The organism is Kitasatospora cineracea, from assembly GCF_003751605.1.
In the GTDB taxonomy this organism is placed as follows: Bacteria; Actinomycetota; Actinomycetes; order Streptomycetales; family Streptomycetaceae; genus Kitasatospora; species Kitasatospora cineracea.
This window is the reverse complement of record NZ_RJVJ01000001.1, coordinates 726,183-751,391: the sequence shown is the minus strand read 5'-3', so window position 1 is coordinate 751,391 and position 25,209 is coordinate 726,183. Positions and strand designations below refer to the sequence as shown.

Annotated in this window: 28 protein-coding genes and 1 tRNA gene; 12 read left to right on the top strand and 17 right to left on the bottom strand. The window is 73.6% G+C overall.

All coding sequences use genetic code 11. The features are described 5' to 3' along the window. Positions 1-13 precede the first annotated feature (13 nt). The 4 genes from EDD39_RS03385 (at position 14) to EDD39_RS03370 (ending at position 4,100) form a co-directional block, all read left to right on the top strand. Entirely contained in the window at positions 14-709 is a 696-nt protein-coding gene (locus EDD39_RS03385) for a class I SAM-dependent methyltransferase (protein ID WP_123553307.1), read from the top strand. Between the two features lie 83 nt (positions 710-792). Next, complete coding sequence (locus EDD39_RS03380; RefSeq protein WP_162869928.1) at positions 793-2,118, top strand: diaminopimelate decarboxylase; 1,326 nt, start codon at positions 793-795, stop codon at positions 2,116-2,118. Continuing rightward, positions 2,115-3,218 (top strand): aminotransferase class I/II-fold pyridoxal phosphate-dependent enzyme, encoded by a 1,104-nt coding sequence (locus EDD39_RS03375; protein ID WP_123553306.1) that lies wholly within the window; start codon positions 2,115-2,117, stop codon positions 3,216-3,218. Before EDD39_RS03380 ends, EDD39_RS03375 begins: the two co-directional genes overlap by 4 nt. Positions 3,219-3,275: 57 nt before the next feature. After that, positions 3,276-4,100, top strand: coding sequence for a 2,3,4,5-tetrahydropyridine-2,6-dicarboxylate N-succinyltransferase (locus EDD39_RS03370; protein WP_123553305.1), 825 nt, complete (start codon positions 3,276-3,278; stop codon positions 4,098-4,100). Positions 4,101-4,202: 102 nt separating this feature from the next. Here the strand turns inward: EDD39_RS03370 and EDD39_RS03365 are convergent, their stop codons facing one another. Beyond that, a complete protein-coding gene (locus EDD39_RS03365) occupies positions 4,203-4,964 on the bottom strand; it encodes an AfsR/SARP family transcriptional regulator (RefSeq protein ID WP_123553304.1) in 762 nt (253 codons plus the stop codon). Between the two features lie 550 nt (positions 4,965-5,514). Between EDD39_RS03365 and EDD39_RS03360 the strand changes: the two genes are divergently transcribed. From EDD39_RS03360 to EDD39_RS03340, 5 genes are all read left to right on the top strand, one after another. Further along, positions 5,515-8,544 (top strand): AfsR/SARP family transcriptional regulator, encoded by a 3,030-nt coding sequence (locus EDD39_RS03360; RefSeq protein ID WP_244256588.1) that lies wholly within the window; start codon positions 5,515-5,517, stop codon positions 8,542-8,544. Positions 8,545-8,659: 115 nt separating this feature from the next. Further along, positions 8,660-9,691, top strand: a complete 1,032-nt coding sequence (gene sbnB, locus EDD39_RS03355; protein WP_123553302.1) for a 2,3-diaminopropionate biosynthesis protein SbnB — start codon at positions 8,660-8,662, stop codon at positions 9,689-9,691. Between the two features lie 66 nt (positions 9,692-9,757). Beyond that, complete coding sequence (gene sbnA, locus EDD39_RS03350) at positions 9,758-10,747, top strand: 2,3-diaminopropionate biosynthesis protein SbnA (RefSeq protein ID WP_123553301.1); 990 nt, start codon at positions 9,758-9,760, stop codon at positions 10,745-10,747. 36 nt (positions 10,748-10,783) lie between these two features. Next, entirely contained in the window at positions 10,784-11,392 is a 609-nt protein-coding gene (locus EDD39_RS03345) for a YbaK/EbsC family protein (RefSeq protein ID WP_123553300.1), read from the top strand. Positions 11,393-11,467: 75 nt separating this feature from the next. After that, entirely contained in the window at positions 11,468-11,653 is a 186-nt protein-coding gene (locus EDD39_RS03340; RefSeq protein ID WP_123553299.1) for a hypothetical protein, read from the top strand. 190 nt (positions 11,654-11,843) lie between these two features. Here the strand turns inward: EDD39_RS03340 and EDD39_RS03335 are convergent, their stop codons facing one another. From EDD39_RS03335 to EDD39_RS03320, 4 genes are all read right to left on the bottom strand, one after another. Then, the gene (locus tag EDD39_RS03335) at positions 11,844-13,118 is read right to left on the bottom strand and encodes a sensor histidine kinase (protein ID WP_123553298.1); all 1,275 of its coding nucleotides are present in this window, start codon (positions 13,116-13,118) and stop codon (positions 11,844-11,846) included. Positions 13,119-13,121: 3 nt separating this feature from the next. Continuing rightward, on the bottom strand, positions 13,122-13,889 hold the full coding sequence (gene cseB, locus EDD39_RS03330) for a two-component system response regulator CseB (protein ID WP_244256587.1): 768 nt from the start codon (positions 13,887-13,889) through the stop codon (positions 13,122-13,124). A 110-nt stretch (positions 13,890-13,999) separates the two neighbouring features. Beyond that, positions 14,000-14,938: an endonuclease/exonuclease/phosphatase family protein gene (locus tag EDD39_RS03325; RefSeq protein WP_425269736.1), complete on the bottom strand. Its 939-nt coding sequence runs from the start codon at positions 14,936-14,938 to the stop codon at positions 14,000-14,002. Between the two features lie 38 nt (positions 14,939-14,976). Next, positions 14,977-16,023: a D-alanyl-D-alanine carboxypeptidase family protein gene (locus tag EDD39_RS03320; RefSeq protein ID WP_244256585.1), complete on the bottom strand. Its 1,047-nt coding sequence runs from the start codon at positions 16,021-16,023 to the stop codon at positions 14,977-14,979. Positions 16,024-16,308: 285 nt separating this feature from the next. Here EDD39_RS03320 and EDD39_RS03315 point away from each other — a divergent pair. Next, a tRNA-Arg gene (locus EDD39_RS03315) sits at positions 16,309-16,381 on the top strand. A gap of 74 nt (positions 16,382-16,455) precedes the next feature. Here the strand turns inward: EDD39_RS03315 and EDD39_RS03310 are convergent. The 12 genes from EDD39_RS03310 to EDD39_RS03265 form a co-directional block, all read right to left on the bottom strand. Next, positions 16,456-17,622 (bottom strand): tyrosine-type recombinase/integrase, encoded by a 1,167-nt coding sequence (locus EDD39_RS03310; protein WP_123553296.1) that lies wholly within the window; start codon positions 17,620-17,622, stop codon positions 16,456-16,458. Further along, positions 17,622-17,846 carry an excisionase family DNA-binding protein gene (locus tag EDD39_RS03305; RefSeq protein WP_033250982.1) on the bottom strand — a complete coding sequence of 75 codons (225 nt, stop codon included), beginning with the start codon at positions 17,844-17,846 and terminating at the stop codon, positions 17,622-17,624. The genes EDD39_RS03310 and EDD39_RS03305 overlap by 1 nt, the downstream gene beginning before the upstream one ends. Beyond that, entirely contained in the window at positions 17,839-19,191 is a 1,353-nt protein-coding gene (locus EDD39_RS03300; RefSeq protein ID WP_123553295.1) for a replication initiator, read from the bottom strand. The genes EDD39_RS03305 and EDD39_RS03300 overlap by 8 nt, the downstream gene beginning before the upstream one ends. A 63-nt stretch (positions 19,192-19,254) precedes the next feature. After that, a complete protein-coding gene (locus tag EDD39_RS39245) occupies positions 19,255-19,425 on the bottom strand; it encodes a hypothetical protein (RefSeq protein ID WP_162869927.1) in 171 nt (56 codons plus the stop codon). Positions 19,426-19,430: 5 nt separating this feature from the next. Next, the gene (locus EDD39_RS03295; RefSeq protein WP_123553294.1) at positions 19,431-19,622 is read right to left on the bottom strand and encodes a hypothetical protein; all 192 of its coding nucleotides are present in this window, start codon (positions 19,620-19,622) and stop codon (positions 19,431-19,433) included. A 104-nt stretch (positions 19,623-19,726) separates the two neighbouring features. Next, the gene (locus EDD39_RS03290; protein ID WP_123553293.1) at positions 19,727-20,263 is read right to left on the bottom strand and encodes a DUF6197 family protein; all 537 of its coding nucleotides are present in this window, start codon (positions 20,261-20,263) and stop codon (positions 19,727-19,729) included. A gap of 14 nt (positions 20,264-20,277) precedes the next feature. After that, positions 20,278-20,466 carry a hypothetical protein gene (locus EDD39_RS03285; RefSeq protein ID WP_030908200.1) on the bottom strand — a complete coding sequence of 63 codons (189 nt, stop codon included), beginning with the start codon at positions 20,464-20,466 and terminating at the stop codon, positions 20,278-20,280. A gap of 13 nt (positions 20,467-20,479) precedes the next feature. Next, positions 20,480-20,671, bottom strand: coding sequence for a mobile element transfer protein (locus EDD39_RS03280; RefSeq protein ID WP_123553292.1), 192 nt, complete (start codon positions 20,669-20,671; stop codon positions 20,480-20,482). A 19-nt stretch (positions 20,672-20,690) separates the two neighbouring features. Then, positions 20,691-21,374 (bottom strand): DUF2637 domain-containing protein, encoded by a 684-nt coding sequence (locus EDD39_RS03275; RefSeq protein WP_123553291.1) that lies wholly within the window; start codon positions 21,372-21,374, stop codon positions 20,691-20,693. Between the two features lie 81 nt (positions 21,375-21,455). Then, the gene (locus EDD39_RS39240) at positions 21,456-21,629 is read right to left on the bottom strand and encodes a hypothetical protein (protein WP_162869926.1); all 174 of its coding nucleotides are present in this window, start codon (positions 21,627-21,629) and stop codon (positions 21,456-21,458) included. 81 nt (positions 21,630-21,710) lie between these two features. Continuing rightward, positions 21,711-23,090 (bottom strand): FtsK/SpoIIIE domain-containing protein, encoded by a 1,380-nt coding sequence (locus EDD39_RS03270; RefSeq protein WP_123560090.1) that lies wholly within the window; start codon positions 23,088-23,090, stop codon positions 21,711-21,713. A gap of 5 nt (positions 23,091-23,095) precedes the next feature. After that, positions 23,096-23,443 carry an SCO3933 family regulatory protein gene (locus EDD39_RS03265; RefSeq protein WP_123553290.1) on the bottom strand — a complete coding sequence of 116 codons (348 nt, stop codon included), beginning with the start codon at positions 23,441-23,443 and terminating at the stop codon, positions 23,096-23,098. A 175-nt stretch (positions 23,444-23,618) separates the two neighbouring features. Between EDD39_RS03265 and EDD39_RS03260 the strand changes: the two genes are divergently transcribed. Together EDD39_RS03260 and EDD39_RS03255 are read left to right on the top strand one after the other, a co-directional pair. Continuing rightward, entirely contained in the window at positions 23,619-23,939 is a 321-nt protein-coding gene (locus tag EDD39_RS03260; RefSeq protein WP_123553289.1) for a putative quinol monooxygenase, read from the top strand. Then, positions 23,936-25,177, top strand: coding sequence for a transcriptional regulator (locus tag EDD39_RS03255; RefSeq protein ID WP_123553288.1), 1,242 nt, complete (start codon positions 23,936-23,938; stop codon positions 25,175-25,177). The genes EDD39_RS03260 and EDD39_RS03255 overlap by 4 nt, the downstream gene beginning before the upstream one ends. The last annotated feature ends 32 nt before the right edge of the window (positions 25,178-25,209 follow it).

The following is a 25,209-nucleotide window of genomic DNA, read 5'->3' as shown; positions in this document are numbered from 1 at the left end:
CAGAGGAGTACCGATGACCATCCAGCTCGACACCGCGGTCGCCAACGCCCAGCTCGACGACCTGGTCGACTTCTACCTCCCGCAGTCCGCCGACGAGCCGAGCCTGTTCGAGATCTGGGAGCGCGGCGAGGCCCGCGGCGACTCGGTCACCCCGTCCACCTTCTCGCCCGAGTACCGCAGCTGGATGCGCGACCTGCTGGTCGGCGAACTGCGCCGACAGGAGGACCCCGCGCTGCTCAGCCTCGGCAGCGGCAACGCCGCCGTGGAGAGCGACGTCCAGCGGCAGGGCTACCGGGTGCTGGCCGTCGACGCGATGGCCGAGGCGGTGGCGATCGCCCGCGGCAAGGGCCTGGAGGCGGTCCGCGCCGACATCACCACCTGGACGCCCGAGGGCCGCTGGCCGGTCGTCTACATGGACGGCCTGCTCGGCCACCTGCTGGTCGACGGCCAGCTGCCGGTGCTCGCCCGGATCCACGGTTGGCTCGCCGCCGGCGGCCACGGCACCCTGGTCGCCTCCAACGACTCCACCCGCAACGGCGAGGGCGTCCAGAAGGCCCCCGGCGTCACCGGCTTCCACTGGCTCTCCGAGGAGTACCTGCGCGAGCAGGCGCTGGCGGCCGGCTTCACCGAGGTCCGGGTCGAGACCTTCCACTACTCCCGCCCGCTGTCCGGCGACCGGGCCCGCTCGGTGATCGTCGCCCGGGTCTGACGCCCCGCCGGCCGGGCGGGGCCCTCCCCGCCCGGCCGCCCCCGACGGAGAAGCCACCACCAGAAGAAAGGCAGGTCCGCCCCGTGCCGATCGGCGAGGACTTCGCACGCCGCCTGCTGCCCGTGCTGCCGGCGGTCGTCGAGCACTTCGGTACCCCGTTCCACCTCTACGACGAGCAGGGCATCCAGGAGACCTGCGCGGCCTTCGACGCGGCCTTCGGGCACCTGCCCTTCACCGAGTACTTCGCGGTCAAGGCACTGCCCAACCCGACCGTGCTGCGGCTGCTCGCCGACCACGGCTACGGCTTCGACTGCAGCTCGCTGCCCGAACTCGCCCTCGCCCTGCGGGCCGGCGCCCGCGGCGACCGGATCTGCTTCACCTCCAACAACACCAGCCGGGCCGAACTCGACGCGGCCCTCGCCGCCGGAGCCCTGCTCAACATCGACGACGAGGCCGTGCTGGACAAGCTCGCCGACCGCCCCGACCGGCCCGGCACGCTGGCCTTCCGGGTCAACCCGGGCGCCCGCGGCCGGCGTTCCGGCAGCGCCGACGCCTTCCTCGGCAACCCGGAGGGCGCCAAGTTCGGGGTGCCCGCCGACCGGCTCACCGCCGTGGTCGCCGAGGCCGTCCGGCTCGGCACCACCCGCTTCGGCCTGCACATGATGCTGGCTTCCAACTCGCTGACCGCCGCCCCCGTGCTGCGCACCCTCGACCTGCTGCTCGAGCACGCCGTCGAACTCCACCGCGACCTGGGCGTCACCGTCTCCTTCGTCAACCTCGGCGGCGGCCTCGGCATCCCCTACCGGCCCGGGGAGCAGCCGCTCGACCTGCCCGCGCTGGGCCGGGCGCTGGGGGAGCGGCTGGACGCCTGGGAGCGCGAGCACGGACTGCCCCGCCCCGCGCTGGCCTTCGAGTCCGGCCGCCTGATCACCGGGCCGCACGGGGTGCTCGCCACCAGGGTGGTCAACCGGATGAGCAAGTGGCGCGAGTACGCGGGCGTCGACGCCGGGATGAGCGCCCTGATGCGCCCGGCGCTCTACCCGACCGCCTACCACCACATCACCGCCCCGTTCACCGACGCCCCCGCCGAACCGGTGGACGTGGTCGGCTCGCTGTGCGAGAACAACGACCGCTTCGCCGCCGACCGCGAACTGCCCGCGCTCACCGAGGGCGACCTGCTGCTCGTCCACGACACCGGGGCGCACGGCCACTCGATGGGCTTCACCTACAACGGCCGGCTCCGCCCGCAGGAACTGCTGCTGCGCCGGGACGGCGCGGTCGAGCTGATCCGCCGGGCCGAGGAGGAGCGCGACCACTTCGCCACCCTCGACTTCACCCCCGACCGGCTGGCCGCCCGGGCCGGTGGACTTCCCTCCCCGGAGCCGCAGTCGGCGGGGCTGCCCGGATGAGCCGGGAGGAGCTGCTCCGGCTGGCCGCCGGCTCCGGCCTGCCGGTGCTCGACCTCTCGCTCGGCGTGCCCGCCGACCCGCCGCCCGCCGACCCCGCCCCGCCCGCGCCGTCCGCCCGGCCCGCCCCGGCGGCGTACCCGGCCAGCGCGGGCAGCGAAGCGCTGCGCACCGCCGCGGCCGGCTACCTGCACCGCCGGTTCGGGGTCCGGGTGCCGGTCGAGGCGGTCGCCGCCTGCGTGGGCACCAAGGAGTTCATCTCGACGCTGCCGCTGTTCCTGCGCGAGATCCGCGGCGACGACGCCCGGGACACCGTGCTGATCCCCGCGCTGTGCTACCCGACGTACGAGTACGGGGCCCGGCTGGCCGGGCTGCGCGTGCACCGGGTGCCGGTCGACGGGCGGCTGCGGATGCGGCTGGACCTGCTGCCCGCCGCGGTGGTGGGCCGGGCGCTGTGCCTGTGGGTGAACAGCCCGGCCAACCCGACCGGCACGGTCGAGCCGCTCGACCGGATCGCCGCCTGGGGCCGCGCCCGCGGGGTGCCGGTGCTCTCCGACGAGGCGTACGCCGAGGCGACCTGGGCGCACCCGCCGCGGACGGTGCTGGCGGGCGGGCTGTCCGGGGTGCTGGCCGTGCACAGCCTCTCCAAGCGGTCCCACGCGCCCGGCCTGCGGGTGGGCTTCTACGCGGGCGACCCGCACCTGGTGGCCGAACTGGTGCCGCGCCGGCGGGCGGCCGGACTGATGGCCGGCAGTGCCTCGCAGGCCCGGGCCGCCGCACTGCTCGACGACGACGCGCACGCACTGGCCCAGCGGGAGCGCAACGCCCGCCGGGTGGCCGGCCTGGTCGCCGAGCTCGACCGGGCCGGGCTGCCCTGCCGCCCGCCCGGCGGCGGCCTGTTCGCCTGGGTCGCGGCGCCGGACGGCCGGGGCACCGCCTTCGCCCGCCGGCTGGCCGCGGAGGCCGGACTGGTCGTCATGCCGGGGGCCGAGTACGGCCCGGGCGGCGGCGGCCACGTCCGGATCGCGGCCGTCCACGACCCGGCCGCCGTCGCGGCCCGGCTGGCCCTGCTGCGGCACCCCGCCCTCGTCCCGACCCCCTGACCCCGACCCGTTCCGCGTTCCGTTCCCCGTCCCGTTCCCGTCCTGGAAGGACCTGCCATGCCGAGCCCCGTCCCCGCCGAGATCGACCGGCTGTGGGAGCGCCGGGAGGCCCTCGGGCCCGCCGACGCCGACGCCCGCGACACCGTGCTGGCCGCGGTCGACCTGCTGGACTCCGGGGCGGCCCGGGTGGCCCGGGTGGACCCGGCGGACGACGCGGTGCGGGTGGACGAGCGGGCGCGGCGGGCGATCCTGCTGTCGTTCCGGGTGCTGGGGATGACGGCGAGCGAGGTCGGACCGTTCCGGCACCACGACCGGCTGCCGCTGAAGACCCGGTTCGACGGGGTGCGGGTGGTGCCGGGGGCGATCGCCCGCTGGGGCAGCCACCTGGCGCCCGGGGTGGTGCTGATGCCGTCCTTCACCAACATCGGCGGGTACGTCGACTCCGGCACGATGGTGGACACCTGGGCCACGGTCGGCTCGTGCGCGCAGATCGGGCGCAACGTGCACCTGGCCGGGGGAGCGGGCATCGGCGGGGTGCTGGAGCCGGCCGGCGCGGTGCCGGTGGTGGTCGAGGACGAGGCGTTCGTCGGCTCGCGGGCGATGGTGGTCGAGGGCGCGCGGGTGCGGCGCGGCGCGAAGCTCGGCGCGGGCGTCATCCTGACCGGCAGCACCCGGGTGTACGACGCGGCGACCGGCGCGGAACTGCCGCGCGGCGAGGCGCCGGCCTGGTCGGTGTGCGTGGGTGCGACCCGGGCGAAGTCGTTCCCGGGCGGGGAGTTCGGGATGCCCTGCCTGCTGGTGATCAAGCGGCTGGCGGAGGGCGAGGTGCACGACAAGCTCGCGCTGGAGGCGCTGTTCCGCGAGCACGGCCTGGCGTTCTGACCCCGGAAGTCCTTGGTGGTGCTGGTGGTTGAGCGTGGGCGGTACTGGACGTCCCGCCCCGGCCCCCGTACGTCGTGCGTGCCGGCGGTCCCCCGTGCCGGGTCAGGCGGTGAGCTGCTGCGGCATCCTGGTGCGGACCTCGCCGGTCAGGACGGCCCGGTAGGTGCGGGCGAGCAGCAGTCCGGGCTCGACGCCCAGTTCCTCGGCGAGCATCCGGCGGCCGTCGAGGTAGGCGGCGAGCGCCTCGGCCTGCCGGTCGGAGCGGTAGAGCGCGGTCATCAGCAGGGCGCGGAAGCGTTCCCGCATCGGGTGGTGGGTGACCAGTCCGGTGAGCTCGGAGACCAGTTGGCGGTGCCGGCCGAGGACGAGTTCGGCCTCGATCCGGGACTCCAGGGCCTCCAGCCGGTACTCCTCCAGCCGGGGCCCCTCAGCGAGCACCAGGTGCTCGGTGGCGTCGGCCAGCGCCTCGCCGCGCCACAGCGCCAGGGCCTCGCGGAGCCGGTCGGCGGCGAGCCGGTAGTCCTGGGCGCGCAGGGCCCGGTGGCCCTCGTCCGAGAGCCGGGTGAACTCCCGCTGGTCGTAGCGGACGTGATGGGCGATCAGCTGGTAGCCGGTGCGGATCCGGACCAGCGGGACGTCCGGGCCGAGCCGGCGGCGGATCCGCGAGGCGTAGGTGTGGATCTGGGCGGGGGCGGTGCTGGGGGGTCTGTCGTCCCACAGCATCCGGCCGAGCCGCTCGTCGGACAGGGTGCGGCCCTCGGCGAGCAGCAGCGCGGCGAGCATGGTGCGCTGCTTGCTGCCGCTGAGGGCGTCTTCGTGCTCGGCGGTCCGGATGCGGACCGGACCGAGGATCCGGAACTCCATGGGTTCTCTCCCGGTGGCGTGTCGGTTTGTACCCGTCGGCCGGAACGGCCGATGGGGGAAGGTTAGGAACCGGCCGCATCAGTCGAATATCGGCCGGATATCGACGGCGGGAGCTGAGACCGACCGGCAAATGGAGGGCGGCGTCGCGTGCCGATGGCTCTCGCCCGGACGGCTTCTCCTCGGTCGCCGTGGCTCCGCCATGGCTCCCTCGTCGGCACCGCCCGGACTCGGCCCTCGCCCCTCCCCCAGCCTTCGGCCGGGAGGTGCCCCCTTCTTCTCCCACCCTCCATTTGCCGGTCGGTCTGAATATCTGCGCATGTGCATGACGAGGAAACGGGCTTTTCCCGCCCCCCGGCCCAAGGGCTGAGAATGTCCTGGGGGTTGCTCCGCGATCAGTGCCGGGGGGGCACTCGAAAGGCTAAGGTGGGGCGCCAATGGGGCGGTCCGCGGGCGGACGGTCCCATTTGGTCTGCCAGCGGGGGCAGGTCGGATGTTTCACCGTCGACCGGGGGGCCGTTCAGTGCTGGTGTCGTTCGGGGTGCTGGGGCCGTTGTCTCTCACCGTCGACGGCAGACAGGTCCCGGTCGGAGGGTCCAGACAGCGGACCATCCTGGCCCGGCTGCTGCTCTCCCCCGACCGCGTCGTGCCGGTCGACGGCCTGGTCGAGGCCGTCTGGCAGGGCAGCCCGCCCGCCACCGCCCGCACCCAGGTGGCGATCTGCATCGCGGCGCTGCGCAAGACCCTGAAGGCCGAGGGCTGCGAGGACGAGGTGATCTCCACCGCCCACCCCGGCTACCGGCTCAACACCGCCGGCCACCGCCTCGACCTGCTGGAGTACCGGCGGCTGACCGGCGAGGCCGCCGCCGCGGCCCGCGCGGGCCGGCCGGCCGCCGCCGCCGAGGCGTGCCGGCAGGCCCTGGAGCTGTGGCGCGGCCCGGTGCTCACCGGGGTGGCGGGCCGTCAGATCGAGGACGAGGCGCAGCGCCTGGAGGAGCAGCGGCTCGCCACCTACGACGAGTTCGCGGTGCTGCAGCTGGAGAGCGGCCGGCACGCCGGACTCGTCCCGCAGCTCGCCGCGATGGTCCGCGAGCACCCGCTGCGGGAGCGCTCCCGGCAGTCGCTGATGCTGGCGCTGTACCGGGACGGCCGGCGGGCCGAGGCGATGGAGGTGTTCCGGGACGCCCGGCGGCAGTTCATCGAGGACCTCGGCCTCGAACCCGGGCCCGCGCTCCAGGAGTTGCACGACGCGATCCTGCGCGACGACCCGGCACTGGCCGCCGTCGAGCCGCCCGCGCCGGAGGCCGCCCCGCCCGCCGCCGACCCCGCCCCGGGCTCCGACGCCGCCGGGCCGGACGCCCCGGACGCCCCGCCCGGGCACCGGCCGGCCGAGGCGCAGGTCCCGCCGCCGTCCGAACTGCCGCCCAACATCCCGGGGTTCACCGGGCGGGCGGCCGAACTCGCCGAACTGGACGGCCTGCTCGCCGAGCGCACCGACGAGCAGCCGCCCGCGGTCGGCTTCGTCACCGGCGTCGCGGGCGTCGGCAAGACCGGCCTCGCGGTGCACTGGTCGCACCGGGCGGCCCGGCGCTTCCCGGACGGCCGGCTCTTCGTCGACCTGTGCGGCCACGACCTCGACCACGAACCGACCCGGGCCGGCGAGGTGCTGAGCCGCTTCCTGCGCAGCCTCGGCGTCCCCGGCGACCGGATCCCGCCGGACACCGCCGGGCGGGTGTCCATGTACCGGAGCCTGACCGCGGGCCGCCGGATCCTGGTGGTGCTCGACAACGTCCGGACGTTCGCGCAGATCCAGGCGCTGCTGCCGGGCAGCGGCGGGTGCGCGGTGCTGGTCACCAGCCGCGAGCCGATGGAGCAGCTGGTGCTGCGGTACGGCGCCGTCCGGGTGCAACTGGGCGTGCTGGCGCCGGAGGAGGCCGCCGAGCTGCTGAGCCGGATCGTCACCGGCGACCGGCTGGCCGCCGACCCGGAGCAGACCCGCCGGCTGGCCGAGCTGTGCGACCGGCTGCCGCTGGCGCTGCGGATCGTCGCCGCCCGGCTGGCCTCCAAGCCGCACTGGACGGTGCGCCAGCTGGTGTCCCGGCTGGCCGACGCCCGCCGCCGGCTGGACGAGCTGAGCCTCGGCGGCTCCCGGGTCCGGGCGAGCTTCGCGCTGAGCTACCGCCACCTGCCCAGCGACGCCGCCCGGCTGTACCGGCTGCTGGGCGTCCTGGAGGTGCCGGACTTCGCCACCTGGGTGGGCGCGGCCCTGCTCGACTGCGACGTGTACGAGGCGGAGCGGCTGATCGAGAGCCTGGTGGACGCCCAGCTGCTCGAGGTGGTCGGCGCGGACGCCACCGGCCAGCTGCGCTACCGCTTCCAGAACCTGCTGCGGCTGTACGCCCGCGAACTGGCCCACCAGGAGGAGGAGCCCGCGGAGCGGGACGCCGCCCTGGACCGCGCGCTGGCGGCCTGGCTGACCATCGCCGAGATCGCCCGCGGCAAGGAGTACGGCGGCGACTTCGCCATCATCCACGGCGCCACCCCGCGCACCCCGATCGACCCGGACGTGCTGGACGACCTGATGGCCGCCCCGCTGGACTGGTTCGAGGCGGAGCGGGTCCCGCTGGCCGCCGTGGTGGAGCACGCCGCCCGGCTGGCCCAGGAGGAGGGCGGCGGACGCGGCCTGGACGACCTGGCCTGGGACCTCACCATGTGCCTGGGCGTGCTGTGCGAGACCCGCAGCTACGTCGAGGAGTGGCGGCGCAGCTGCGACCTGGCGCTGGCCGCCGTCCGGGCCCGCGGCAACCTGCGCGGCGAGGCGGCGGTGCTGGCCGACCTCGGCGGCCTGCTGGTGCAGCAGTTCCGGCTGGACGAGGCGCGCTGCTACCTGGAGCCCGCGGTGCGGCAGTTCGAGCGGATCGGCGAGGAGCACGGCCGGGCGCTGGCGCTGGCCCAGCTCTCCGCGGTCGACCGCAGCGCCGGCGACTTCGCCCGCGCCGAGGGGCTGCTGCGGGAGGCCCTGGAGGTGTTCCACCGGATCGGCGACGTCGCCTCCGAGGTGCACGCGCTGAACAACCTCGCCCTGCTCGCCCTGGAGCAGGGCCGCACCGAGGAGGGCCTGCGGATCGGCGAGGACGGGGTGCGGCTGGCCCGGCGGCTCGGCGAGATCCGGGGCACCGCGCAGGCCCTGCACCGGCTCGGCCGGGCCTACCTCGGGGTGGGCCGGCTCGCCGAGGCCGAGCAGCTGCTGGCCGAGGTGGCCCGGATCGTCCGGGCCAAGCAGGACCTGGTCGGCACCTGCTTCGCCCTGCTCGGGGTGGCCGAGACCCGGCTGGCGCTGGGCCGGCCCGAGCAGGCCGAGGAGCGGCTGGCCGAGGCCAAGGAGCTGCTGGAGCGGATCGACAACCCGGTCGCGGAGGGCCGGGTGCACTACGTCGACAGCCAGGTGCAGGGCGCCCTCGGCCGGAGCGGGCAGGCCCGCCGCAGCCTGGAGCGGGCCCGCGACGCCTTCGACCGGGCCGGGGCGCGGCCCTGGCAGCAGCGGGCCGAGGCGGCCCTGCTCGCCCTCGCCGTCGAAGCCTGACGCCCGGCCGCCTGCCGCCGACGGACCCTGCCCGCCGCCGGATCCATGCTCAGATCCGACCCAATATTTTCACCATTATGTTTTTCTGATAGATCCCGACCCTAGTTTCGCCCGCATGTCCACTCTTTCTGTCCCGCCTTTCTCCGTGATCGGCGGAGCCGACGTCCACGCGGTCCTGGAGGGCCGGCACGAGGAGATCGCCGATCTGATCGAGGCCGCCTATCTGCTGCACGGCGAGGGCCGCACCGTCAATCCGCCCTCGTACTTCCTGACCTTCCCCGACCGCCCGACCTCCCGGATCATCGCGCTGCCCGCGTCGGTGGGCGGCGAGTTCGCGGTGGACGGCATCAAGTGGATCTCCAGCTTCCCGGAGAACGTCGCCGGGGGGATCCCGCGCGCCTCCGCGGTGCTGATCCTCAACGACCCGCGCACCGGCTACCCGCTGGCCTGCCTGGAGAGCTCGATCATCAGCGCCACCCGCACCGCGTCCTCCGCGGCGCTGGCCGCCGACCGGCTGTCCGCCGGGCGGCCCCGCCCGCGCCGGGTCGGCTTCGTCGGCACCGGCCTGATCGCCCGCCACATCCACCAGCACCTGGCCGGCACCGGCTGGTCGTTCGAGCAGGCCGGCGTCTTCGACCTGCTGCCCGAGCACGCCGAGGGCTTCGCCGGGTACCTGGAGCGGGCCGGCGGCAGCGGCGAGGTCACCGTGCACACCGACGTCGAGCAGCTGATCCGGGACAGCGACCTGATCGTGTTCGCCACGGTGGCCGGCACCCCGCACGTCACCGACCCCGACTGGTTCTCCCACAACCCGCTGGTGCTGCACGTCTCGCTGCGCGACCTGGCCCCCGAGGTGGTGCTGGCCGCGGCCAACGTGGTCGACGACGTCGAGCACTGCCTGAAGGCCAACACCTCCCTGCACCTGGCCGAACAGCGCCTCGGGCACCGCGAGTTCGTCGACGCGACGCTCCACGACGTGCTCACCGGCGCCTACCGCCCGCCCGTCGACCGGCCGGTGGTGTTCTCCCCGTTCGGACTCGGCGTACTCGACCTGGCCCTCGGCCGGCACGTGTACGACGCGGTCCGGGCCGCCGGCGCGGGAACGGTGGTCGACGGATTCTTCCACGAACTCCGGCGCTACGGATGAGCCGCTTGATGAGCCGTTTTCCGTCCGCAGGGCCGAACTCTCCCGGGTATCCCTACAGGAGGCACCGTGCCGGTCATCTCTAATCCGCAGGAATTCAACGAGGAAGACCTCTTCCTGGACCTGCGCTCCGCGCTGGGAATTCCCCTCTACCTGAAATGCGAGGGGCTGAACTTCGCCGGTTCGATCAAACAGAAGGCCGCCGTCGCCATGGTCGAGGCGGCCGAACGGGCCGGGCTGCTCGTCCCCGGCTCGATCATCGTCGAGTCCTCCTCCGGCAACCTCGGCGTCGCCCTCAGCATGGTCGCGGCCAGCCGCGGCTACGGCTTCCTGTGCGTCACCGACTCCCGCTGCAACCTGGCCACCCGGCGGCTGATGGAGGCGTTCGGCGCCCAGGTCCACACCGTCACCGACCCGACCCCCGACGGCGGCCTGCTCGGCGCCCGGCTCGACCACGTCCGCCGCACCGTCGCCGCCGACTCCCGCTACGTCTGGCTCAACCAGTACCTCAACCCCAACAACTGGCAGGCGCACTACCGCACCACCGCGCCCGCCATCGCCCGCCAGTTCCCCGACCTCGACGTGCTCTTCGTCGGCGCCGGCACCACCGGCACCCTGATGGGCTGCGCCCGCTGGTTCCGGGAGCACCGGCCCTACGTGCGGATCGTCGCCGTCGACAGCGTCGGCTCGGTGGCCTTCGGCGCCGAACCCGGCACCCGGATGATCCCCGGCCTGGGCGCGGGCGTGCGCCCGCCGATGCTCGACGAGTCCCTGGTCGACGAGGTCGTCCACGTCCGGGAGGCCGACACCGTGCGGATGTGCCACCGGCTGGCCGCCCGCGGCTTCCTGCTCGGCGGCTCCACCGGCACCGTGGTCAGCGCCGCCGCCGGCTGGCTGGCCGAACAGGAGTCCGCCGGCCGGTCCCTGACCGCGGTCGGCATCTCCCCGGACCTCGGCGAGCGCTACCTCGACACCGTCTACCAGACCAACTGGGTGCAGGAGCTGTACGGGCCCGAAGCCCTCGAATTCGCCGCCGGCATCGTCCCCGAGCCGGCCTGACCCGTCCGGCGACGGACCGAGAGGAGGTGGCCCCGGATGACCGAGGCGACCGCGCTGCTGCCGCGACCCGCCCGGCCCGACGGCGGCCCGGCACCGGCGGACCCCGCCGGACCGCCCCCGGCGGAGGCCCTGCTGGGCCGGCTGCTGGCCGGCACCCCGCACCGGGTGATCGACCACCCGCCGGAGGGCCGCACCGACCTGGCCAGCGCCCTGCGCGGGCACACCCAGGCCCAGGCCGCCAAGTGCATCGTGGTCCGGGTCAAGCTCACCGGGCGGACGGTGCGCTACGGCCTGGCCGTGGTCCGCGGCGACGACCGGGTCGACCTGGACGCCGTCCGCCGGGCCCTCGGCGGCAACCGGGCCGGCTTCGCGGACCGGGCCACCGCCGAACGCATCACCGGCTGCGTCAGCGGCGCGGTCGTCCCGTTCGCCTTCCACTCGGACCTGCACCTGCTGGCCGACCCCGACCTGCTCGACCAGGAGGAGATCTACTTCAACGCCGCCCGCCTCGACCGCTCGGTGGCGATGTCCCCGGCCCTCTACCGGCGGCTCGCCGCCCCCCGGATCGAACGGATCGCGGAACGCCCCGACCCCGTGCCACCAGGCACTTATCACCCCCCACCGGGGGCGAAAACAGATCGATAAAGGAGTGAAGCCACCGCTACCTACTGTCATCTCCGTCGGAACGAGCGCACCACTGCAACGGGGAGAAACGCAGAAATGACCAGCATCGGCAGCACCGTCACCAAGCGCACCGTCAACGCCGTCGTCGTCACCACCGCCCTGCTCGGCCTCGCCCTGGCCGCCGGCTCCGTGGGCGCCACCTCGGCCGCCGCCGACGACACCCCCGCGCCCGCCCCGACCGTCACCGCCGTCGCCTCCCCGAACACCCACGACTGGAGCTGACCCCCCGCACCACCACCGGAAACACCGCGGCCCCCGGGAACCCCCTCCGGGGGCCGCGCCCGTTCCCGCCGCCCTAGGAGTCTGATGAAGATCTTGAAATCGCGCCCGGCTTGCCCTGGTTTGACCTGATTGATATTTACAGGCATTCCTGGGCGAAGCGGGCCACTGGAACAAGATCTTCAAGAGGCTTCTAGGGCGAAACCGTTCCCGCCGTGCCGGGCCCGGCGAGGTCGAGGGCGGCGAGGGCCCCGCCGCCCGGGGCGTCGGCGAACACCAGGCGGGCGCCGAGCACCTCGGCCTGGCCCACCGCGATGGTCAGGCCGAGGCCGTGGCCCTGGCCGCGCTCGGCGGCGCCGGTGCGGAAGCGCTGCGGGCCGTGCGCGAGCAGGTCGGCCGGGAAGCCGGGGCCGTGGTCGCGCACGGTGACCCGGCAGCCCTCGACGGCCACCTCGACCGGGGCCGCGCCGTGCCGGTGCGCGTTGGCGACCAGGTTGGCGACGATCCGCTCGACCCGGCGCGGATCGGTGCGGACCACGGCGGCGTCCGCCGTCCGCAGCCGGGTGGCGCCGCCGGCCTGCCCGACCGCGTGGGCGACCAGTTCCCCCAGCGGCACCTCGTCCAGCCGGACCCGCTCGGCGCCCGCGTCCAGCCGGGACACCTCCAGCAGGTCCTCGACCAGGCCGCGCAGGGTGGCGACCTGGGTGCGGACCAGGCCGGCCGCCTCGTCGTCCTCGGGCAGCAGGCCGGCGGCCGTGACCAGGCCCATCAGCGGGGTGCGCAGCTCGTGGGCGACGTCGGCGGTGAAGCGCTTCTCCGCGGCCAGCCGCCCCTGCAGGGCCGCGGCCATCGCGTCCACGGCCGCCGACATCTCGGTGATCTCGTCGCGGGCCCGGCCGCGGCGGCCGATCCGGGCGTCCAGGTCGCCGCCGGCGATCCGGCGGGCGGTGCGGGAGCCGTGCCGCAGCCGCCGGTTCACCTGCTCGGCCGCGAGCACCGCGCCGGGCACCACGACGAGGAGCGCGGCGAGCCCGGCCGTGACCATGCTGCGGTCCAGCAACTGGAGGCCGCGCACCTCGCCGCTCAGGTCGGTGCGGACGGTCAGCACCCGGTGGTCGTCGACCGGGACGGCCGCCCACAGCCAGTACCAGTTCGGCGCCTTCACGTCGTACCAGAAGGCGTACGTCTCGGGGGCCCGCAGGTCGGCGACGGCCCCGGCCAGCGGGGCGGGCAGCTCGGCCGGGGAGCTCAGGTCGGCGGCGTCCGGACGCTCCCCGGTGCGGGCGAACTCCTTCTCCGCCGCCGCCAGTCGGGCCACCGCCCGCTCGTGCCCGGTCCGTTCGCCGCGGTCCGCGGTCGACCGGTGGACGAGCAGGCCGATCACGGCGGCGGTCGCGCAGCAGGCGAGCACCACCAGGGCGGCGGCCTTCCAGCGCAGGGAGCGCGGGTCGAACGGACGGGTGGCCACCGGTCAGTCCCGGACCAGCTTGTAGCCGAAACCCCGGACGGTCTCGATCCGGTCGGCGCCGATCTTCTTGCGCAGCCGCACCACGCACAGGTCGACCACCCGGGTGTCGCCCTCCCACCCGTAGTCCCAGACCCTCCGCAGCAGCACGGAGCGGCCCAGCACCGTGCCGGGATCCTCGGCGAAGACCAGCAGCAGGCGCAGCTCGGTGGGCGTGAGCGGGACGCTCCGGCCCGCCAGCCGGACGTCCAGGCCGCGCGGGTCGATCGTCAGGTCGCCGAAGACCAGCAGGCCCGGGTCGGCCGGGGCCGCGGGCTCCGGGGCCTCCGGCGCCCCGCCCCGCGCGCTCCGCCCGTCCGCCGGGGGCCCGCCGGCGGGCCCGCGGTGGAAGGTGGCGCGGCGCAGCAGCGAACGGATCCGGGCGACGAGCACCGGGATGTCCACCGGCTTGACCACGTAGTCGTCGGCCCCGGCCTCCAGCCCGGCCACCACGTCGAGGCCGTCGCCGCGGGCGGACATCATCAGGATCGGGGTCAGGGACTCCTCGCGGATGCGCCGGCACAGGCCGATGCCGTCCAGGCCCGGCAGCATCACGTCCAGGATCAGCACGTCGTGCGCCCCGGCCCGGAACGCCTCCAGGCCGTCCAGCCCGTCGCCGGTGACGTCGACCCGGTACCCGTAGCGCTCCAGGGCCAGCTGGACCGAGCGGCGGATCACCGCGTCGTCCTCGACGACCAGCACGCCGACCGTGTCGGCCGCCCGGGTTGCGGACAAGACTTCTCCCGTGTCTCCGCCCGGGGCCCCGGGCTCCGGCGAGCTCACCGGTGGTAGATCGTAACCGCCCGGTGCCCCGGCCCGGAGCGCCCCGGGGACGCCGGCGGCCCTCACAGCCGCAGCGCCGCGGCGACCGGCAGGTGGTCGCTGCCGGTGCCGGGCAGGGTCCACGCCGCGCGCGGCGCGACGCCCCGCACCAGGACCTGGTCGATCCGGACCACCGGGAACGACGCCGGCCAGGTGAAGCCGAAACCGTCCCCGGCCTCCTCCTGCGCCGAGCGCAACGGCCCGGTGAGCACGCCCAGCGCGGAGTCGCCGACCGAGCCGTTGAAGTCCCCCAGGACGACCACCCGCGGCAGCCGCTCGGCCCGGACCGCCCCCGCCAGCCGGGCCGCCGCCTCGTCGCGCCGCGCCGTGGTGAACCCGGCCGCCGGCTGCACCCGGACCGAGGCGAGGTGCGCCGCGTACACCGCCACCGGCCCCTGCGGAGTCCGCACGGTCGCCCGCAGGGCCCGGGTCCAGGGCATGATCTCCACCGGCTCCACCTCCTCCAGCGGGTACCTGCTCCACAGCCCGACCCCGCCGCGCACCTCCGCGTACGGGTAGGCCGCGGCCAGCTCGCGCCGGAACACCTCCTGCGCCCGGCTCGCCAGCTCCTCCACCGCCAGCACGTCGGCCCCCGAAGCGGCCAGCGCCCGGGCCGTCCGCCCCGGATCGGGGTTCTCCTCGTTCACGTTCTGGCTGACCACCGTGAGGTTCCCGCCCCCCGCCCGTTTGTCGACCAGCGCCGGGGCGAAGAGCACCGTCCAGACCAGCGCCGGAGCCAGCACCGCGACCACCGCCGGAACCGACCGCCGCACCACCGCGACGACCAGCAGCAGCACGACCCCCGCCCCCGACCACGGCAGCACCGTCTCCCACAGGCTCCCGAGCCGCCAGATCCCGTTCGGCACCAGCGCGTGCCCCGCCATCAACCCGGCCCACCCCAGGGCGGCCACCACCCCCGCCCGTCCCGTCCTCCCGGCCGCGCCCACGCTGCTCACGCCCACCCCCGCCCGTCCCGTCCTCCCGGCCGCGCCCACGCCGCTCACGCCCACTCCCGCTGCTCACTGGCGAGCGCGGCCAGCACACCCGGCAGCTTCTGCTGCAACGCCTCGACGAACTGCCCGCTGCTCTCCAGCACGGCCCGCAGCCCCTCGGCCGGGGTGGTGCGGGCGTGCTGGCCGAGCACCACCCCGTAGACCAGCCGGCGCCCCTGCCCGCCCTTGCCGTCCGGTACCTCCATGGCCCACATCAGGTTGCCGCCCGCCGCCGTGCCCGAACCGGTCTTCAACCCGACCACCCCGGGCCGGCCGAGCAGCGTGTTGGTGTTCCGCAACGGCTCGTCCCGCCCCGGCAGCGTGGTGCTGCGCAGCGCCACGGTGGCCCGCAGCACCGGGTCCTTCATCGCCTCGCGGGCCAGCACCAACTGGTCGACGGCCGTGGACACGGTGCTCTCCTCGACCCCGCTCGCCCCGGTGTACGTCGTGCCCGTCATCCCCAACCGGGCCGCCTCCGCGTTCATCCGCGCCACGAACGCCTCCTGACTGCCCGCGTCCCAACGGGCCAGCAGCCGGGCCACGTTGTTCGCGGACGGCAGCAGCATCACCTCCAGCAGCTTGCGCAGGGAGAGCCGCTGCCCCGCCCGGACCGGAGCCGTCGACTCACCCGGCGAGGCGGCCTCCGCCGCAGCCTGCTCGTCCACCGCGATCATCGGACCGTCCTCGCCCTCCGCGAGCGGATGGTCCCGGAGCACGACGCGCGCGGTCATCACCTTCGTGACACTGGCGATCGGCACCGGCTGCTGCGCCCCCCGCAGCCCCAGCACCCCCGCACCAGCGACCGCCACCGCCGTCTGCCCCTCGACCGGCCACGGCAGATCCAGCCCGGCCGCGGCATCGGACAACCGGAGCCCCGGCACCACTCCGCCCCGCCCCACCGCCTCCGGCCCCGGCCCTCCGCCCGGAAGGACCGACACCACCCCGCCGCCGACCCCCACGGCCAGCAGCGCCCCCACCACCCCCACCACCCCGCGCCGGGACACCCGCCCCCGGCCGGCCCCGACCTCGAGTTCGGATTTCTGGTGAACGGACACGGCAACTGCCTCCCGGAGCAGAGCGACACGGACCCCGGCGCCGCCGACGGCCACCGGGTGTGCCCACAGACTCCGCGACCACCGCTTCCGTCCGGTCGGCACGGCGCTTCCACCACCGCGCAGCCGTGTATCAACCGTGTACCGCCGCCCCCGGAACACCCGCCCGGCACCCCGCCCGAGGAACACAGGTGGAGCACCGGCCTGCATCCGCTAGGCTGTCGTGGGCCCTGTCGCCCGGTCGCCGGAGATGTCCACCCGATCTCCGGCAGCACTTCCGACAGCCCCGCCTCAGTAGCTCAGGGGATAGAGCACGGCTCTCCTAAAGCCGGTGTCGCAGGTTCGATTCCTGTCTGGGGCACGAGCGTGACCAACGGGGAAGGCCCCGGTCGGAGAGGTTCATCCTCCGGCCGGGGCCTTCGTCGTTCGGGGCGCTCAGTCGTCCTGTGCCACGCCCGTGCCAGATTGCTCAGGCGGGTCCTGCTTCTCAAGCTCCTGTCGGACCATCTCGCCCATCCTGTCGGCGATGGCACGGTCGCGGTCGCTGGTCATGTGCTGGTAGATCAGGGCGGCCCGCGCGGTGCTGTGTCCCATCCGGGTCATGAGTTCCTTCGTGCTGGCACCGCTCTGCGAGGCGAGGGTGTTCCCGGTGTGGCGCAGATCGTGGAAGTGCACGTCCGCCGAGACCTTCGCCTTCGCCTTCGCGGCGCTCCAGTCGTCCCGGAAGTTGCTCCGGCGCAGCCGGCCTCCGCGCGGCCCGATGAACAGGTGGCCGTTCGGACCCTGGCCCGCGAAGTGCTCCAGGTGGTGGCGGAGGGTGTCCACGATCGAGGCCGGGAAGGCGACCGGGCGGAATCCGGCGCGGCTCTTGGGCGCCTTGTCGTAGAGCTTCCCGCTGTACAGCTCTGCCTGGTTCCGGCGGACCAGGAGGAGCCGCGCGTCCAGGTCGACGTCCCGCCGGCGGAGAGCGGCCAACTCGCCGAACCGCAGCGTGGTGAAGGCGGTGACCAGGACCAGCGCGCGCCACCGGGGTGCGATGGCGTCAGCCACGGCGAACACCTCGGGGACGGACAGGACCGGCCGTTCGGGAACGTCGTAGGTGTCGGCGCCCTTGATCCGGCACGGGTTGCGCTTGATCAGTTCGTCATCCACGGCGGTGTTCATGATGGCCCGCAGCATCTGGTACGCCTTGACCACGCTCGGTTCCCCGACTCCCGACTCCAGGAGTCCGGTTCGCCAGGACCGCACCCGTGCCGAAGTGATCTGTACGAGGAACTTCGGTCCGAGGACGGGCACGATGTGCAGTCGGAACACCGTCTCATACCGCTCCCGCGTGGTCTCCTCCAGCTTCCGTTCCTTGAGCCACCGGGCCGCGTACTCGCCGAAGTTCACCTTCCCGGCGTCCGGATCGGTCCAGCGGTCCTCCACGATGGCCGCCTCAAGTACGGACAGCGCGACCTCGGCGTCGGTCTTGGTGTCGTACGTCTTCTCGCCCGGGCGGAGCTGCCCGGTGACCGGGTCCGGGTAGCGGATCTGCCAGCGCCCGGAGGGCAGCCGGCGGACCGAGCCGAAGCGGCGCCGGTTGTTCTTGCTGTTGGCCATCAGGCGGCCCGCCTCTGGCCGGCGCGGCGGGCGGTGATCGGCTGGACGGTGCGCGCGGCGATGTAGGCGGTCACGGCGGACTCAGGGATGCGGACGTGGCGGCCGATCTTGACGAACGCGATGCGCCGTTCGGCGATGAGGCGGCGGGGGAACCGCTCGCCGCTGGTCTCCCAGGTCCCGAGCAGCCGGGCGACCTTCTCGACCGTGAGGAGCTGTTCAGCCACGGGTGGGTTCTCCTTCCGTTCCGGGTGCGGGGGTGAGCGCTTCGGCGAGCCAGCGTTCGCCGGGGGTGAGCCCGACGCCGGCGAAGGTCCAGTGGGCGAGGACGAGGGTGGTCGGCTCGTCGGCCGGAGCCGCGGTTCCCGTGGGCGCGGGCATTTCGGCGCCGAAGGCTTCGGCACGGCGCCAGGCGGCGCGGGCTTCGCGGAGGGCGCCGAGGGTGGTGGAGTAGCGGCGCGTCTTGGTGGAGAAGTGGCCCCGGAAGCCAAGCATGTGGGCCCAGGCCCGGAGGCGGAGGTCTTCCAATTCAGGTCGGGCGCCGAGAGTCCAGCAGGTGCGGATCAGGCGGCGGGCGTGCTCGGAGATGTCCAGGTGCGCGAGTTCGGCGAGGAGCTTGACGGGCCGGTCCAGGGTGCCGGTGGCGCTCTCGGCGCCCTTGGTCGCGTACTTGGCGATGTAGGCCGCCACGGCGCGTTCGGTGAGGGCCGAGCCGGCAGCGAAGTCGGCGGACTTGATGGTGCGAATGTCGAGCTGTTTGCCGAAGGCGAAGGTGTGGGCCGTGCCGTCGAGGACGGGCCCGGGGATCTCGGCGGCGCCGGCGGCGGCTCGGATCGCATCGGCCAGGAGATCGGGGGTGGCCCAGGCCGGGGGAGGGGTGGCGCCGCCTTCGGGGCCGTCGAGGCGGATCACGGCGTGGAAGTGGACGGCACCGCGCTTCTGGTACTCGGCGACCTTGGCGAAGGAGATCCGGGCGTACTCGCGAAACTCCCGTTGGGAGAGGCCCGCGCGCTTGGCGACTTCGCGGCGCAGGTAGATCGAGAACCGGGCCCAAATCTTCCCGGCGTGCGCGTTCCAGAGCACGGCGGACCGGTAGTCGTAGGTGTCCGGGTTGATCGGGGTGCCCAACTCGACTGCGCTGTCCGGGTGCTGGGCTCCGCAGCGGCACCGGCCGGTGGAGGGCCGGTTGTGGACGGCGCCGAAGCCCGGGGCGGTGAAGGTGGCGAAGACGCGGGGGTGCGCGGTGACCGTGGTCGGGGTGCCCTTGCCGCCGGTGAGCCCGGCGGTGATCAGGTGATAGGTGTCGCGCCGGTAGGTCTCCGCGCAGGCGGGGCAGCGAGTGGTGCGGCGGTTGTTGCAGCGCACGAGCAGGTGGCCGGCGGCGAGGGCGGCCGAGTCGAGGTGGTGCAGGATCTCGCCGGTACCGGTGTGGACTTCGGTCCGGTGGCCGTCGAGGCGGATGGGCCGTCCGCAACCCCCGAGCCCGGCGAGCTGCCGCATCAGGGCGGGCATGGTGCCGAGGGAGGCTAAGGCGGTCAGGTCGGCGATCGGCGGCGGTGCTGTGGCGGTCATGTGGATCACCTCCGGTGCGGCACGGCCCGGAGCCGGGGGGCTGGATGGCTCCGGGCCGTGCGGTCAGGACTGCTGGGCAGGCTTGGCGTGCTGGTCGGTCCAGGTCTCCGCGCAGACCTTGTGGGCGGGCTTGCCGCGGTCGGAGCGGAGGTTGGTCGGCTTCTCGCAGATGCCGCAGGGTTCGGCGCGTGGGGACCAGTGCTTCTTGTCGGACCAGTCGAAGCGGGTGCCCACGGCGATCAGCGCCGGGTAGTGGTGAGGGCGCGTCGGTCCGGGGTCGAGACCGTGCCGGTGCCCTGGCAGGTCGGGCAGGTGACCGGGGCGGTGTCGCGGGAGCCGTCGGGCCGGCGCAGGCCGGTGGCGATGGCGACACTGGCGAAGCCGGAGCAGTTGCCGCAGAGGCGGGCCGGGGCGTGGCTGTGCTGGGGCATGATGAAGCTCTCCTTCTGGTCGTGGTCTTGGGCTGCGGGTTGGAAGGGCGTCGGCTTCCGGGGCGGTGCGATGCTTGGCGGCTTGTGACCGCCCCGGAAGCCGCTCAGATACCGAGGGACAGGGCGCGGGCGCTGGCCCGGTCGAGCAGGTGGTGCACGTCCGCCTGACGGGTCGTCCGGGCGTCGTTGAACACGTCCGGGGAGGCGACGGGCCGTCCGGTGGCGTGCAGGACTTCCATCACCTGGTGGCGGGCGCGGTGGACGGTGGTCGGGGTGCCGTAACCGTGGGCCAGGACAGCGGCCTGTGCACCCAGGAGGCAGACCCGGCCGGCGGAGTCCCACAGGGCGCCCTGCACCCAGCCGAACGCGTTGAGGTAGCGAGAGGTCAGCCGCAGGTGATCGGCGACGGTCACCGGGGTCGGCCGGGCCGGGCGGTGGGCGATCCGGTCGAGGAGCGTCGGACGGAGCAGCGGGAAGCCGGCGTTCCAGGGCTGCACGGCGCTGCCGAGCGGGCAGACGTACGGGGCGAGGACCCGGGCCGGGGCGGGGAAGGTGGCCAGGTACGCCTCGATCTCGGCGATCAGGCCGGAGGCGTCCGGGGTGAGGACCAGCGGGCCGGGGGTGAAAACGGTGGTGGGCATGGTGGAGCCTCCTGTCACTTCTGGGTGACGGCGTTGACGCCGGAGCGGGTGGTCTGGTCGATCACCGGGGCGAGGAAGGTCCCGGCCAGGTAGAAGCCGAAGAGGGCGATGAGGGCGGCGACCCACAGGCGGATGCCGAGGAGCTTGACGGCGGTCCACACGCCGGCGCCGAGGACGACGACCAGGGGAAGGGTGACGTTCATGGCGGGTCTCCTGTCAGCGGATGGTGCAGCGGTGGGTGCGGGCGGCGATCTCGGCGGCGGCGCGGGAGTCGTAGTCGGCGGAGAAGCCGCAGCGCGGGGCGGTGCAGGCGGCGGTGTGCTTCTCGCGGCCGCGGTTGTCGAAGTAGGTGCCGACCTGGACGGGGCCGATGCGGAACACGTTGCGCAGGCGGATCGGGCGGGACATGGCTGATCTCCCTTCCTTCTCAGGCGAGTTGGGCGGTGATGGCGTCGGCGAAGTGCGGCGGGACGCCGAGGCGGACGCGAAGGGTGTCCGAGTCGATCGGGGCACCGGTTCGGGTCCGGTGGTCGTCGGCGATCTTTCGGGCGTGCTCCACCAGCGCGGCGGGAACTGCCACGGGCGGAGCCGCCGGAGGCGCGGCGGGCAGGAGCGCGGGCACCGGTTCGGCCGCTTCAACAGGTTCGGGACCCGGGTCGGCCGTAGGGATGGGCGGTGCGATCTCGGTTTCGTAGAGCGGGAGTTCGGATTCTTCCTCGGGTTCGGCCGAGTGACCGGCATCGGCGGAGCCGTGGGCGAGCAGGGTGCCGCCGAAGAACGCGAGGGCGGGCCAGCCGGCGACCAGGATGCGCAGCCAGGCCGGGACCTGGTCGAGGTCGAGGAGCCCGGCGGTGGCGACGTTGGCCCCGAGCGAAGCGGTCAGGGCGATGCCGAACCAGGTCCAGGCGGCCGGGGCCGGGGCGCCGACGGCCCGCAGGACGCGCATGCGGTGCCAGGCGGCGACCAGGAGCAGGTCAACCGAGACGGGGTAGGCCCATGCCTTCCAGCCGTGCTGTCCGGCGGCCTGGGCGAGGTCGTGGAGGTGGGCGAAGGACAGGGCGCCGGCGATGGCGGCTTGGACGAGTACCGGGTCCGTGCGGGGCAGTCGCATCGGTCGGTCCTCCTTCCGGTGGTTGGGCCGGGGCCGGGCGGGGCGCTGCGGCCGGCCGCCCGGTCTCGGCGGTTCGGGCAGCTACGCGGCGGTGCCGGAGCCGAGGCAGGTCGGGCACAGGACCTCGACCTCACCGGCCGGGCGGGATTTCCGGCCCCGGCCGACGGTGTGGGTCTCGCGGACCCAGCCGTCACCGGCGCAGGCAGAGCACTTGGGCAGTGCGGGCTTGGTGCGGGCGGTCTTCCTGGCGGCCATGGGGCACGGTCCTTCCGGATTCGGGCATGGCGGGGTAGGGAAGTGGCGCGGGTGCGGTCGCGCCGACCGTGGGCGGGGAGGTCAGCCGGTGACGGGACGGGGCTTGACCAGCGAGGGGCCGTCGGCCGGGGTGTTCACCGGCGGGACGTAGGGGCGGAACGCGGCCAGAGAGGGCAGTTCGGGCGCCAGACGAGCAGTCTCCCGGCAGATCCGGGCAGCGTCCGCGAGGGACATGTGCGGGGTACGGATGCGGGACCAGCCGCCGGAGGAGTCACCGGCCACCGCGACACCGGGCATCTCCGGGACGATCTGCGTAGCGGCGAGCACCGCCTCGGGCGAGATGTCCGCCAGGCCCATCCGCGCGGTCTCCACGTCGTTGACCCGGTGCACCACCCGGCCGGTGAGCTGAGCGCGCAGCATGGTGGCGCCCTTGCCCAGCTCGGAGCCGAAACGCTGGCCGCAGGCTTCCACGAACATTCCTGCGGCGCGGCCGAGTTGGGCGAGGCGGATCAACTGGGTGACCATGTGGTCGCGCCGCTCTTCGTCCTTGCGGGTGGCGACGAGGAACAGCTCGGCGATCTCGTCCACGATGAGCACCAGCGGAACGGGCCGGATCTCGGCGGGCAGGCCCCAGATGTCCGACGTGATCTCGTCGTCCGGCACCGAGCCCGGAATGCCCTGGTGGCTGCGGATCAGGTCGTAACGCGCTTCCATCTCGTCAACGAGCTTGTCCAGCAGAGAACTTGCCTGACCGGAGTCCGTGGCCAGAGCAGACAGCCGGGGTGTGAACGGGGCTAGCTCGACACCGAACTTGCAGTCGATCCCCACGAGTGCCACGTTCAGCCGGGCGAGCCTGGTGATCAGGTTCCGCTGGTACACCGACTTGCCGGTGAGCGTCGCACCCAGGGTCAGGCAGTGCGGCACCGCCCGGTAGTTCCGGACGAAGGCCGTGCCGTCCTCCCGGAGGGCCACCGAGACCAGCAGCTCACCGGCCGGCAGTCGGCGCGGCATCCGCACCCTGCGGAGCACGTCGAAGCCCGTCATCCGCAGCTCGATCACACCGGGCTTCACCACCGAGACGTGCACGGCGTGAACACCCCAGGCGTGCCGCAGACGCTCCGCCGAGGCAGCCACGTCCGCCGGTTCCTGTCCGGGAGCCAGCCGCAGCCGGACCCGCAGGCCCGTCGAAGTCGGCCGAACCCGCCGGATCTTCGGCGGAACGGGACGGATCTCCCGCCGGGTGGTCGCCCGGGTGATCAGTACCCGCAGCCGGGACGGCTCGACCGTCAGGCCGCAGGCGTCCATGGTGCTGCCGTAGGTGGCGGAGAACCGGGCCGCCGTGACCGGCAGACCGATCGCCGACCAGTAGAGGGCCGGAGCCTTGGCCCGCGCGTACCCCACACCGCCGGCGACAGCGGCCAGCGGGCCACCCACTTCGGCCAGGGTCAGCAGCTCGGACACCGCGCTCACGCCTTCACGGGAGCCGGGGCGAGGGACGTGACCGCCATCGCGCGGAACGAGATCCCGTGCCGCTTCTGGCCGTTGAACTCGTTTTCCCAGTCTCGCGCCTTGAGCCCGGTCACCGCGACCGGCGTACCCACCGCTAGCCCTTCGGACACGCCGGTCTCCGGCACGGTCACGGTGTAGAGGTTCGCCTCGCCGTCGTCGGCGATGGTCAGCCCCACCGTCAGGAGCTTCGCACCGGTCTCCCGGTCGATCGCCACTTCGCCGGTCTGCTTGCTCACCAGCTTGAGCGCCGGCGGGATGACCACGAACACGAACGCGGTCGAGAGGTCGATCTTGAAAGTGGCCATGGGCCTACTCCTTGAGTCAGCTCCGACGCCCGTGCGCCGAGTAGCAGCTTCTCTATGAAGGTAGGCGCAGTTTTTCTGCGAGTCAAGAAGTTCTGCGAGTAGCTGTGAAGCGGAACTTCTGCGAGCCTGGTTGCGCGCGCAACTGCGCGCGCAACCACGATCCGAGGGAGGGATCATGACCAGCGGCTTTGGCCTGATGGTCCGTTTTGAGCTGCGCGATGATGCGGCCGCTGCGGCCTTTGACGACTTGGTGGAGCAGACGCTCGCCGGCATCAAGGCCCTGGAACCCGGGACGCTCGCCTACGTCGTCCACGCGGTCCCGGAGGAGCCCAAGGTCCGGGTGTTCTACGAGCTGTACGCAGACCGGGACGCCTTCGACCAGCACGAGCAGCAGCCTCACACCAAGCACTTCCTCGCCCAGCGCGAGCAGTACCTGTCCGGCGTGGACGTGACCTTCCTGTCCGCCACGGCAGGGAAGGGGCCGGTGGCGGCGTGACACCCGAGGAGCGGCGCGCCTTCGGGGCGCGGGTGGCCGAGCTGCGCGAGGCGCGCGGGCTGACGCAGAAGCAGCTTGCCGCCGAGATCGGCAGGACGGCGAGTTGGCTCTCGCAGGTCGAGCGCGGCATCCAGCCGGTGAACCGGCTAGACGTGCTTCGCATGCTCGCTGACGGCCTGGGTGTGCCGCTCCAAGTCCTTCGTCCGGATGCGCCGGCGCCCGTCGCTGCTGTGCCCGTGCCACCCACGGAGGAGTCAAACGACCTTGACCAGGCCCGGCTTCTGATCTCCGGTCACCCCGTGCCCGAGGTGTTGTTGGCGGCAGATCCAACCGAGGCGCCGGTGACCGTCGCGGAGCTGCAAGCCGTGGTAGACCGGGTGTGGGAAATGACCCACAACAACCAGTTCGCTGAGCTGAGCAAGGCTCTCGGCTCGCTGCTGCCTAGGATCGAGCGCGCTGCCCGGACGGCACCCGCCGATCAGCGCCCTCAGCTGTGGGGCCAGCTCAGCCGCACCTATCAGGCGTTGTCCGCAGCCTTCGTACGCCAGGACGAGGGGGATGCCGCGTGGATCGCCGCCGACCGCTCGATTCGTGCAGCCGAGGAGTCCGGCCAGCCCTTGGAGGTGTTCGCCGGCGTTTTCCGGCTTGCGCAGGCGTTCGTGCGCTTGAAGCACTACGACCAAGCAGACCACTCGGCCACGACCGCTCTCCACGCGTTGGAGCAGCACATCCAGGTCGGCAATCCGACCCCCGAGGCTCTGTCGGTCACTGGCTCACTGCACTTGGTGCTGGCGCTGACCAACGCACGCTCCGGAGACCGCTCACGTGCACGCCAAGAGCTGGACCGAGCAAGGAAGGTCGCCCGCAAGCTGGGCGAGGACCGCAACGACTTCAACTTGGAGTTCGGGCCCACCAACGTCGAGATCCAAACCGTCTCGATCGCTGTCGATCTTGGTGACGCAGGCGAAGCCCTCGACGTGGGCACGCGGATCGACGCATCGGGACTCTCGGCTGAGCGACAGGCGCGGCTCCTTCTCGACCTTGGCCGGGCCTACACGCAGCGCCGGCAACTCGGTGAAGCCTTGGGCGCCTTGCTCCAGGCGGAGGAGCTGTCTCCGGACCTGATCCACACCCACGTGACGGCACGGGCCACGATTCGTGAACTGCTGCTGGTCGCAGGCCGGTCGGCAACGCCGGAGCTGCGCGATCTCGCCGAGCGAGCTGACGCCCGGGTGTGAGTGAGTAAAAACCTTCTCTACGGGTTCAAGGC

Excerpts from the sequence above, each read along its gene's own strand:
- EDD39_RS03345 (WP_123553300.1), top strand. The coding sequence starts at position 10,784 with ATGACCGAGGCGACCGCGCTGCTGCCGCGACCCGCCCGGCCCGACGGC.
- EDD39_RS03275 (WP_123553291.1), bottom strand. The coding sequence starts at position 21,374 with ATGCGACTGCCCCGCACGGACCCGGTACTCGTCCAAGCCGCCATCGCC.
- EDD39_RS03385 (WP_123553307.1), top strand. The coding sequence starts at position 14 with ATGACCATCCAGCTCGACACCGCGGTCGCCAACGCCCAGCTCGACGAC.
- EDD39_RS03260 (WP_123553289.1), top strand. The coding sequence starts at position 23,619 with ATGACCAGCGGCTTTGGCCTGATGGTCCGTTTTGAGCTGCGCGATGAT.
- EDD39_RS03290 (WP_123553293.1), bottom strand. The coding sequence starts at position 20,263 with ATGCCCACCACCGTTTTCACCCCCGGCCCGCTGGTCCTCACCCCGGAC.
- EDD39_RS03300 (WP_123553295.1), bottom strand. The coding sequence starts at position 19,191 with ATGACCGCCACAGCACCGCCGCCGATCGCCGACCTGACCGCCTTAGCC.
- EDD39_RS03370 (WP_123553305.1), top strand. The coding sequence starts at position 3,276 with ATGCCGAGCCCCGTCCCCGCCGAGATCGACCGGCTGTGGGAGCGCCGG.
- EDD39_RS03295 (WP_123553294.1), bottom strand. The coding sequence starts at position 19,622 with ATGCCCCAGCACAGCCACGCCCCGGCCCGCCTCTGCGGCAACTGCTCC.
- sbnB (WP_123553302.1), top strand. The coding sequence starts at position 8,660 with ATGTCCACTCTTTCTGTCCCGCCTTTCTCCGTGATCGGCGGAGCCGAC.
- EDD39_RS03265 (WP_123553290.1), bottom strand. The coding sequence starts at position 23,443 with ATGGCCACTTTCAAGATCGACCTCTCGACCGCGTTCGTGTTCGTGGTC.
- EDD39_RS39240 (WP_162869926.1), bottom strand. The coding sequence starts at position 21,629 with ATGGCCGCCAGGAAGACCGCCCGCACCAAGCCCGCACTGCCCAAGTGC.
- EDD39_RS03375 (WP_123553306.1), top strand. The coding sequence starts at position 2,115 with ATGAGCCGGGAGGAGCTGCTCCGGCTGGCCGCCGGCTCCGGCCTGCCG.
- EDD39_RS03285 (WP_030908200.1), bottom strand. The coding sequence starts at position 20,466 with ATGAACGTCACCCTTCCCCTGGTCGTCGTCCTCGGCGCCGGCGTGTGG.
- EDD39_RS03310 (WP_123553296.1), bottom strand. The coding sequence starts at position 17,622 with ATGGCCAACAGCAAGAACAACCGGCGCCGCTTCGGCTCGGTCCGCCGG.
- EDD39_RS03280 (WP_123553292.1), bottom strand. The coding sequence starts at position 20,671 with ATGTCCCGCCCGATCCGCCTGCGCAACGTGTTCCGCATCGGCCCCGTC.
- EDD39_RS03365 (WP_123553304.1), bottom strand. The coding sequence starts at position 4,964 with ATGGAGTTCCGGATCCTCGGTCCGGTCCGCATCCGGACCGCCGAGCAC.
- EDD39_RS03340 (WP_123553299.1), top strand. The coding sequence starts at position 11,468 with ATGACCAGCATCGGCAGCACCGTCACCAAGCGCACCGTCAACGCCGTC.